The sequence below is a fragment of the Methanoregula sp. genome (assembly GCF_041645475.1).
Classification (GTDB): domain Archaea; phylum Halobacteriota; class Methanomicrobia; order Methanomicrobiales; family Methanospirillaceae; genus Methanoregula.
The window spans coordinates 118,275-127,700 of record NZ_JBAZQA010000007.1 but is presented as its reverse complement, the minus strand read 5'-3'; the positions used below and the strand labels follow the sequence as shown (position 1 = coordinate 127,700).

Genomic DNA, 9,426 nt, shown 5'->3' with positions numbered 1-9,426 from the left:
CGTTTGTATACAAGTTTGAGGACGTCATGTTCAGCTGGAATGTATTCGTTGCCGCAAGTCCGGTTATCCGGATAGTAACCGTATCTCCATTGTAGACATTGTTGATATCCGAGGGAGATGTAAGCTCCGCCGTAAATGCAGACACCGGGGGAATCGCTACAAGGATCAACATTGCACATACCAGGAGCAACAGTGATTTTCTCTGCCAGGACAAGGCACCTATCTTCACATTCATGATCAAAACCGTCATTAATTATATGTTACGCCTCTTATTTTTTTAAAAATACATTAATTGTTCGGTATTGCGGGAATATTATCAGGGGGCCTGTCAGAGGGCAATCCAAATTGCTTGCCGGCCAACCGGGAAAACCGGCCTTATGCTGAATTTTATTAATTAATTCCCGAATGCATAACGGTCAGGCATTTTTTTGAGCAAAACCGGGTAATGCAGCACTGGAACTATTGTTCCTGTCCCCGGCATATCAGGTTGGTTTTTTATCCAATGCGGTCCACGAAACAAATGGGAGCGATTTGTGAGCCCTGATATCGATACTCGGTGACATGACCCGAAAGCAGGGATTGAGCATTGTTAAATCGATTCTCCCAATGTTTTCCAGGAGCGGCAGCCAATAACAAATCCCAATGCACCTTTTTTTCTGAAGGTGCTCGTCATCATTTTTGACTTCACTTCCTAAAAGGGAGACGTTGTACCAAAATTTTTTCGATCGTCCGGATGCCCCGGTCAAATTCAGGAGTTCTCCAGAGCTGAAAATAAAAAAAGGTAGTGGAAGGTTACTGTTTTCTGCTGACGACAAAGTATCCAACAAGCCCGACAATTGCAATAACCGCTATTGAGGGAACGAACGGGCTCTTGGGTGTTGTGGTTGGGGATGCTTTAGCAGCCGGGGTTGCCTGGACACTGGGAACAGAGACCGTTGTCGGTGTCTCCTGGATTAACGACCCGTAGGTCTGGGCAGAGGTGCTGGCAGGCGCGGTCGTATTGGTGACAAAGACCTGGTAGATGGTGAAATGCGTGGTTGTTGCTGAGAGCGTGCGTGTTGCCGGGTCCAGTTTTAACGAGGGGAGAGAGATCCATCCCTTAGCCGAATCATAATAATTGATAGCAACGTTAGCAGGGTTGCCGCGAGCACTGCTCATCATGCTATCCCACTGGTTCTGTGACAGGGTGAAGGTGATGGTAACCGCATTGCTGAACGTTGTACCATCAGGTGTACATTCAACTCCCAATCCCGCTATTAGAATCGAGTCTGGTGTGTTGAAAAGGCTGGAGTACCGGCCGTAATCTACCGGAACAGGTGTGACCGTTATCGTACCACTACCATAATTAGGTGGCGTAAAGACTGTTGTGCCCTGGGGGATACCCAGACCAAAGCCGACCGGTGAGTTAGTTCCGGTTTGGATAGTAGTGGGTTGCAGGGTCTGGCCATCCTGGTTTAACAGGAGAGTTGTTGTAGTCTGGCCGGGAACTGTGGCTGCAACTACCGGTGCTGGGGCAACTACTCCTGCAGTTTTGGTGCCTGGAGAAACACTGCCACCAGAGGTGCTGTCGCCACCATTGATCGGTGCAGGGTTCGGGCGGGTTCCCCTGAAGGTAAGGGTTTTATCGAGTACGGTAGAGGCACCGTCTTTGACCTTGATCGTGAGGAGCCCGCTGTTGATGTTGTTGACCGTAAAGGTAAGGTCCGAGGGATTGACACCGGCATCTGCAACCGTACCCCGTTCTGAGAAGTCTACAGTCACTGCCTGCGTTGGCGTGACAGGATAGCCAATGATTGAGATATTCTGATAGGTCTGTTTCACGACATCGTTCGTTGCAACGATTTCATACGGAGCAGCCATGTCCGACAGATCCAGCACGGTTGCCGTACTTCCCTGGACATGGAGTGTCAATCCATTTGCAACATCCAGATTGTCTGCCTGTAACAGGGTTGATGCCGGAGTCATTGAAAACGGCATCGCATAGCTGGTAATCGAGAACATGCCCCCGTTTGTATACAAGTTTGAGGACGTCATGTTCAGCTGGAATGTATTCGTTGCTGCAAGTCCGGTTATCCGGATAGTAACCGTATCTCCATTGTAGACATTGTTGATATCCGAGGGAGATGTAAGCTCTGCCGTAAATGCAGACACCGGGGGAATCGCTACAAGGATCAACATTGCACATACCAGGAGCAACAGTGATTTTCTCTGCCAGGATAAGGCACCAGTTTTCATATTCATGATCAGTATCTTCCTTAATTGAATAATAGCAGTTTTTTATTTTTTAACCTATTAAGGATTCTCTTATGAGGGCACAGCAATGTTTGTGCAAAATGGCCGGGACGAATTTGCAGTTTCAGTACTTTGCTATATTTTCCTCCATGGATCCTGGATATTCAGCAACCGCTCCCACATCAGTTCAGCCGATGCATCGAAGAACAGAACCAACCGAGACAAATTTGAGTTTTTTCGAATTCCTTCCCAAACGAAGAGCCAGAAGAGATCAAACCGGAACCCAGTACTTCTTTCATTATCCCACCCTCATGGGATAAGACCGCCATGGCATCAGACATACATTCTCGCACCTTAATCCGGGAGAGAAACGGGCTTATTTTCCCATCAGGGTCCGGTGGTGAACACAAAAATGGAACCATTTTGTCCACCACGGAAATGATTCCCGTAATTTGTGGCGAAAATTCAAAACCGGTCAAATTGCGGTGCATTATTTTCTCCCTTCAGCGGTGTTCTGTAAGGAGGGTTTTTTGCTCGAACGTTGTATCCACTGGTATCCGATGGGTCCCCGGAAGCCAATATGGGCCATAATCCGGATTGGGAATGGGCAGGAAAATCTGGGGTTATTGATCCATTCTGAAATTGGTGAGGTACTGGAACAAATGATTGTCAATTGTCTTTGGTCCTGGTTGCACCTTTGAAAAATACTGAGTCCGGTTGGATACCTGGATTAAGAGGAAACGCAGGTAAACAAGGTGCAGCTCCGGGATATTTCCCTTCCCTAAAAAAAATCAGGTAATCCTGATGTTATTCCTGGCAATGGCTATGAAAAACACCGTGCCCATAATCGCGAGGATTCCTGTCAGAGCACTGGCGATTGCCGGATAGGACGGGGCAAAGAATGACCCTCCCTGTCCCGACCATGCAGAGTCGAAGAGGAAGATTCCCATCAGGCCGAGAATTGCTGCAGTTATCTGGTAATACCGGGGCCGGAGGGGTTTTCCGGCAAGCATACCTGCGAGGATGACGAGGCATGCAAAAAAGAACAGCCATTCGGATGGCGACAGGAGTTCCAGCCAGAGGTAGTACCCGGTATATGACTTGACCGTCATAATGGGAAATGGCCCGAAAACCGGAAAGAGCCATGTCTGCATAGTCACCCACATGGAATCAAAGATCTGGTGGAGAAAGACACCGGCCACAAAGGCCGCCCCGAGCAGCGTGTGCCGGCGTTTGTACAGGAGCAGGGCAATGAATGATAGTATGAGGATGAACAGGAGGCAGTGGCCGATCGTCCTCCCGCTGCCGAGTGCAGGGACAAGCAAAGCAAGCGGCTTGTCGAGGAGGTCCGGCAGCAGGGCCCCCGCAACACAGACCGGAACTGCACGCCGGTCCCCGGTTATTTCCAGAAAGACAAGACCCAGCAGGAATCCCAGGAATGCGTGGGCGACAACAAACATCCCGGGAAGATAGGTTGTGCGGGTTTATAATCATCCATAATGGGTAAATATCCCCGTCAGGAGTGGGAAACGTTGATATCTGTATCAATCCATTCACCCATTATCTATCGGTGGACACGATGCTCACCAGTCACGAACTCCTCCTGAAGTACTGGCACGATGAACGGTACGTTTTTTCCGAGATAATCGTATGCTATGTTGACCGGGGTGCACCTGGAGACCGCTCGTGTGCCCGGGGCCGGGATATCCGGGCTCTGGAAGGGTATTATTTTATGATCGCAGCAGGAAGGGATCCCAAGTATATTCCCTACCACCGGATCCGGAAGATCACGTACTCGGGTGAGACCGTCTGGGAACATTAGGACGGGCAGTGAAGAACCGGATAAAATCCGGCAGGCATATCCACGCTCCCTTTGGTGTCTGCGATGCTGACGCGTGTCCGGGTGTTTTATCTCAACGCCTTTTACCTCACGGCACCTACTACATCTGAAACCTATGCCAAATGTGATCTCCGATACCATGCCCCGGGGACCGGGGGGGACTGCCTATCCGGAAGAGCCGGTCCGGGCTCACTATGCCCCCGGTGAAGTTACCACATTTTTTGAAGCTGCACTCCGGCTCGCAAACGATTCGCTCAATGAGATCGCGTTACTGCCACCTGAAATGCGGACCCTGGATACAACTCTCCTCCGGTTCGAAACGATCATGAGCGATTACCATGACCGTATCCTCCCCTTAACCCTGATGAGTTACGTGAATCCTGATCCGGTTGTTGCCGCAGAAGGATCGTCCTGCGAGGAAAGATCCGGTACGTTCCTTGTCAGCGTCTATTCCCGGCGCGATCTCTACGATGCATTCCGTACCCAAACTCCCCGCAATGACGATGAATTACGGCTCCTCTCTTTCATCCTGCGACAGTTTGTAAAAAACGGGCTTGCTCTTCCCAATGACCGTCTTGAGAATGTCCGGGCTATGAAGACCCGTCTGGCGCAGCTTGAGTCCCGGTTTTCCACCAACCTCAACAATGACAATACCACCCTTGAATTCACCCATGATGAGTTGTTCGGCGTTCCCGAATCTGCCCGGGCACCGTTTGGGAAGGGCCGCAATGGTTCGTTTCTGGTCACAACGAAATACCCGGATTATTTTGCGGTTATACAGAATGCGGACCGTAGTGAAACCCGCCGCCGCATGGCGGAAGCGTTTCTCAACCGGCAGGCAAAAACGAATACCCGTCTTCTTGAGGAGGCAATCGTGGTGCGGGCGCAGATTGCTAAGGAACTGGGATACGATACCTGGGCAGATTACCGTATAGACGGGCGAATGGCCGGAAAAAAAGAGAACGTGACCGCATTTCTCGCGGGGCTTAAGGAGCCGGTAAAGGAGAAGACGACGGCGGAGCTGGCGTCCCTCCTCTCCGTCAAGCAATCGCTCTTCCCGGGTTCGGAGTCACTGAATGCCTGGGATATTGCGTATCTCAAAACCCGACTGCGGGACCGGGACTTTGCCATCGATGATGAAAGCGTCCGCTCGTATTTCCCGCTGGATGTTGTGATCGCCGGAATGTATTCCCGGTTTTCTGGCATCCTCGGCATCCGTTTCGAGACGGTGACCGGTGCCCGGGTCTGGGCTTGCGGCGTGACCCTGTACCGGGTTGTCAATGCCACGGACAATGCCACCATCGCGTACCTCTACTTCGATCTCTATCCCCGGGAGGGCAAGTACGGGCACATGATGATATACCCGCTGATCTCCGGCCGGATGCTTCAGAACGGGACATACAGCGTTCCCGTCTCGGTCATTATCGGCAACGTGCGTGCACCGGATGGCGAGATCCCGTCGCTCCTCTCCCACGATGACGTTGAGGGGCTCTTCCACGAGTTCGGCCACGCCCTTCACTTCAGCCTGACGCGGGCACCGTTTGCGAGCCTCTCCGGTCTCAATGTGGAATGGGACTTTGTCGAGACGCCCTCGCAGGCCCTGGAGGAATGGGTATGGCTGCCGGAAGTGCTCAACGCAATCTCGGGCCATTATAAAAACCCTGATGAGAAGCTCCCCGCCGACCTTCGTGACCGCATCATCGCTGCCCGGCATATCGATGCCGGCCTTACCTACAGCCGGATGCTGATGCTCTCGTCCGAAGACATGGCATACCATACAACCAGCGGACCGGTCAATGTCACGGATATATCCGACGCGCTTTACGCGGAAATGATGGGGATCCGGCCCCTCCCCGGCAACCATGAACCGGCAACGATCGACCATTTCATGGGAGGATACGATGCCGGCTACTACAGTTACCTGTGGTCAAAAGTGTATGCCCTCAACGTCTATTTGCGGTTCAGGGAAGAGGGTCTCATGAATGTGAGCACGGGAACCGATTTCCGTTCCTGGATTTTCGAGCCCGGTAACATGCAGGACGGGATGGTTCTCCTCAAGGGCTTCCTGAAAAAAGATCCGGTACCCGATGCCCTGTACGGGCAGCTCGGGGGCAGGACACCCCGATAATATTTTACCCGTTACAGATCCAGTGCTCCTCAAAGGTACCGTCAAAAAAAACCATTACCCGGAGCTTTTTTCCTTTGCCAAAGGCCCGCATCTGGTCATCGTACACTTTTTGCACATGGCGGAGCTTGTGCCCGGCAAAATACTTCTGGATGCATTCCAGGAACTGTGTTTCCTGTGCGAGAAACGCGTTCTCGTACTCCTTGGTCTCACGGGCCAGGGTGAGGGCCTCTTCTTCTGAAATTTCCCTATGATACTCCCCGTGGTTATCGAGCCCCGAGAACTGCCGCCAGTCTACCTTGCCGTACTCGTCCGGCTCCCGGTGAAGCATATAGGGATACACCCGGCAGATGGCAAAACGGCGGTTGTAAATCCTGCACCTGCCGTTCTCCAGGAAATAACAGGAGCCGCTCTCGTCGTCTTTGACTTTCAGGGCATACCCGGAGACGTAGAACGTACCGTTCTGGTCACAGAATTCGGGGTCCGGCGCCGGTTCGAGTGCCTCCGGGTCGATCTCCCGGACGGTTGTCACATCATGATCGAGGAGGAAGACATGACCGTTGAAGGAGCGGGTGCAGCACTTCGCGCAGTTCGTGCACGAAAAGCCGATCTCCCGGATGATTCCGGCCAGGCGTTCGATTGGGTATTCAAAAAGGCTGTTTCTCTCCTGCGTCAGGGCTGCAATTCGGTAGGGAATCGGAATCAAGGAAACGGTAACCACCAGGCCAGTACAGGAACATAGGGCGTTCCTGTTCATCCTTCTTTTGGCAGGATCCGGATTCCCAAAAGATTGCAATCCGGAAGTGCCGACCGGGGTCTTTCCCCCAGGAAATGCAAGTCCCGCTCCCTTCGTCGATCTATTTTATTTTACAACAAGGACCCTGCACGCGGCAAGTCGTATGACTGTCTCTGCAACGCTGCCAAGAAGGAGCCGTTCTATACCCTTCTTTCCCTGCGTGCCTATCACGATCAGATCAATCTTTTCCGTTGCTGCAAAATGCACGATCTCCTTTGCCGGTTTGCCTTCGAGTACCCGGGTCTTCACCTCAATATTTCCTGCCAGGGACCGGACTTTTGCGAGCGCATCCTCCGCCTCGGCCTGGATCACGCGGAATGTATCCCCCATGACAACATCGGCAGAGGCGGTTTCGTAGGTGGCAGTGTCGACCACATAGACCGCGTGGAGGACTGCCCCGCTTCCTGCGGCGATCCGTACAGCTTCCTGTACCGCTGTTGTGTTCCGCTCAGATCCGTCTGTTGCAACAAGTATATTCTCAAACAGTTTTTCAGCCATATGGATCTACTCCTGGTGTTGGTAATTTATTGTCATTCCCGGTTGTTTTTATAGGATGCTGGTGTCAGTGGAGATCGCTCCTTCATCCCGTTCTCCCCATCAGTTTCATGCACGTATTTGTCTCCCCGCATGGCACAAAGCACTGCCGCCACAAACGAGATGAGTGCCCCGGCATAGAATGTGAGGGCAAGGGACGGCATGAACGCATGGGCAAGCGTTGTCGGGAACCAGGTGACCCCGGTGAGGGTGGCAACCGTTGCCGGTGCGATCGATGCTGCCACTGACGGCGAGATGCCGGAGAGGATCATCTGGGCTGGATTGTACCCGAGGAACGCCGCAAAGAGTGCTCCTGTCGGGGGAATGGCACTCATGGCCGGGAGGAGCGAGGATGCGCCGATATCCTGCAGGGACGAGGCCAGGGCAAGGGGGAATTCCCTGGTGAGGCCCACTACGATTATCGTGAAGAACATGCCCATACTCACGACCATCCCCGAGTTCATCAGGGTCGACATCATGCCGGACGTCACCCCCCGCTCGGAAGCCGGGACCGAGTTCATGATCGCGGCAGCGTTTGGCGAGGCGAACATCCCGTTTCCCATTCCCATGATCAGGAGTGCAATTGAGAACGGCAGGTAATCGAAGTCATAGGGCAGCACCGCGAGGATCAGGAACGAAAATCCCACAAGGAGCATCCCAAGGGTGCTGATCCACCGTGCTCCGTACTTGTCCGAGAACAATCCGGAGAGTGGCCCCGTGATAACGAACCCGATCGTCATGGGGAGCATGAAGACGCCCGCCCAGAACGGCGTTGATTCGTAACTGTACCCGTGGAGCGGGAGCCAGATACCCTGCAGGAGCAGAATGAGGATGATCATCACGCCGCCGCGGGCGAGGGCAGAAAGAAAGTTTGCAGCGTTTCCGTAGGCGAAGCTCCTGATTTTAAAGAGGTCCATCTGGAACATCGGGTCTTTGACCCTCTTCTCAATGAACGGGAATGCACAGAGGAGCAGGAGCCCGACAACAAGCGATGCAATAACCCAGGGGTCGCCCCAGCCCATCGGGTCGTTCCCGTAGGGCATCAGGGCGTAGGTTACCCCTATGAGAAAGATTGTCAGGCCGCCGATAAACGAGATGTTGCCCCAGATATCGAGCGAGTGAGCGGTCCGTTCATATTGAGGTTCCTTGAGCCGGTAGAATGCCCAGATTGTGCCAATCACGCCGAACGGTACGCTGATAAGAAAAACGTATCTCCAGTTGTAGACTGCGAGGATACCCCCGATCAGGAGCCCGATGAAACTCCCTGAGAGGGCGGCCACCTGGTTGAGGCCCAGTGCTTTTCCCCGTTCGTCCGGTGGAAATGCATCGGTCAGAATCGCGGCGCTGTTGGAGAATATGAATGCAGCTCCCACGGCCTGGATTAAGCGGAAGACGATGAGCTCGATGGCACCTGCGTCACCGGTATCGGGAGTGAGAAAAAGGAGGATCGAACCAATCGTGAAGATGAGAAACCCGATATTGTACAACCGTACTCTCCCGTAAATATCGGAGAGCCGGCCGAAACTGAGGAGGAGGGTTGCCGTCACTACCCCGTATCCCATCAGCATCCAGAGAAGGTACTGGAACGAGGTGAGGGGGTTGATATTGATCCCGTTGAAGATTGCAGGCAGGGAGATTAAGATGATGCTCCCGTTCACAGCCGCCATGAACATGGCAATCGTGGTGTTCGATAAGGCTACCCACTTGTAGTGAACGCCCTTCCCGGCGGGACTGTCACCGGTTTTCCCTGAAGTCAGACTTGTCTGGTCCACAAGTATCGCCCGATCGCCGTATCCATATCATAACATCCGGTTTTTCCGGCAGCATACGATGGCTCGTATACTTCTGGTAACCCGGCCATTTATAGGAGATACTACCCCCGGGGTGAGATAGTATACA

General features: G+C 52.9%; 8 protein-coding genes. 2 read left to right on the top strand and 6 right to left on the bottom strand.

Annotated elements, in window-relative coordinates:
• The 3 genes from WC598_RS07905 to WC598_RS07895 all read right to left on the bottom strand — a co-directional run.
• A partial coding sequence (locus WC598_RS07905; RefSeq protein ID WP_372960936.1) for a hypothetical protein occupies positions 1-250 on the bottom strand: 250 nt, incomplete at its 3' end.
• 542 nt (positions 251-792) lie between these two features.
• Complete coding sequence (locus tag WC598_RS07900) at positions 793-2,178, bottom strand: hypothetical protein (RefSeq protein WP_372960935.1); 1,386 nt, start codon at positions 2,176-2,178, stop codon at positions 793-795.
• An 845-nt stretch (positions 2,179-3,023) separates the two neighbouring features.
• A complete protein-coding gene (locus WC598_RS07895; protein WP_372960934.1) occupies positions 3,024-3,692 on the bottom strand; it encodes a metal-dependent hydrolase in 669 nt (222 codons plus the stop codon).
• A gap of 119 nt (positions 3,693-3,811) precedes the next feature.
• On the opposite strand from WC598_RS07895, the gene WC598_RS07890 reads away from it, so the two are divergent.
• A complete protein-coding gene (locus tag WC598_RS07890) occupies positions 3,812-4,054 on the top strand; it encodes a DUF504 domain-containing protein (protein WP_372960940.1) in 243 nt (80 codons plus the stop codon).
• 133 nt (positions 4,055-4,187) lie between these two features.
• Complete coding sequence (locus WC598_RS07885) at positions 4,188-6,200, top strand: M3 family metallopeptidase (RefSeq protein ID WP_372960933.1); 2,013 nt, start codon at positions 4,188-4,190, stop codon at positions 6,198-6,200.
• 4 nt (positions 6,201-6,204) lie between these two features.
• Here the strand turns inward: WC598_RS07885 and WC598_RS07880 are convergent, their stop codons facing one another.
• The 3 genes from WC598_RS07880 to WC598_RS07870 all read right to left on the bottom strand — a co-directional run bounded on the left by WC598_RS07880 (position 6,205) and on the right by WC598_RS07870 (position 9,299).
• Entirely contained in the window at positions 6,205-6,903 is a 699-nt protein-coding gene (locus tag WC598_RS07880) for a YkgJ family cysteine cluster protein (protein WP_372960932.1), read from the bottom strand.
• A 156-nt stretch (positions 6,904-7,059) separates the two neighbouring features.
• Positions 7,060-7,491: a universal stress protein gene (locus WC598_RS07875; RefSeq protein ID WP_372960931.1), complete on the bottom strand. Its 432-nt coding sequence runs from the start codon at positions 7,489-7,491 to the stop codon at positions 7,060-7,062.
• 32 nt (positions 7,492-7,523) lie between these two features.
• Positions 7,524-9,299: an MFS transporter gene (locus tag WC598_RS07870; protein WP_372960930.1), complete on the bottom strand. Its 1,776-nt coding sequence runs from the start codon at positions 9,297-9,299 to the stop codon at positions 7,524-7,526.
• Positions 9,300-9,426 lie beyond the last annotated feature (127 nt).

What these genes read in the sequence shown, in the direction of transcription:
- WC598_RS07895 (WP_372960934.1), bottom strand. Translation starts at nt 3,692, where the DNA reads ATGTTTGTTGTCGCCCACGCATTCCTGGGATTCCTGCTGGGTCTTGTC.
- WC598_RS07885 (WP_372960933.1), top strand. Translation starts at nt 4,188, where the DNA reads ATGCCAAATGTGATCTCCGATACCATGCCCCGGGGACCGGGGGGGACT.
- WC598_RS07875 (WP_372960931.1), bottom strand. Translation starts at nt 7,491, where the DNA reads ATGGCTGAAAAACTGTTTGAGAATATACTTGTTGCAACAGACGGATCT.
- WC598_RS07890 (WP_372960940.1), top strand. Translation starts at nt 3,812, where the DNA reads ATGCTCACCAGTCACGAACTCCTCCTGAAGTACTGGCACGATGAACGG.
- WC598_RS07900 (WP_372960935.1), bottom strand. Translation starts at nt 2,178, where the DNA reads ATGTTGATCCTTGTAGCGATTCCCCCGGTGTCTGCATTTACGGCAGAG.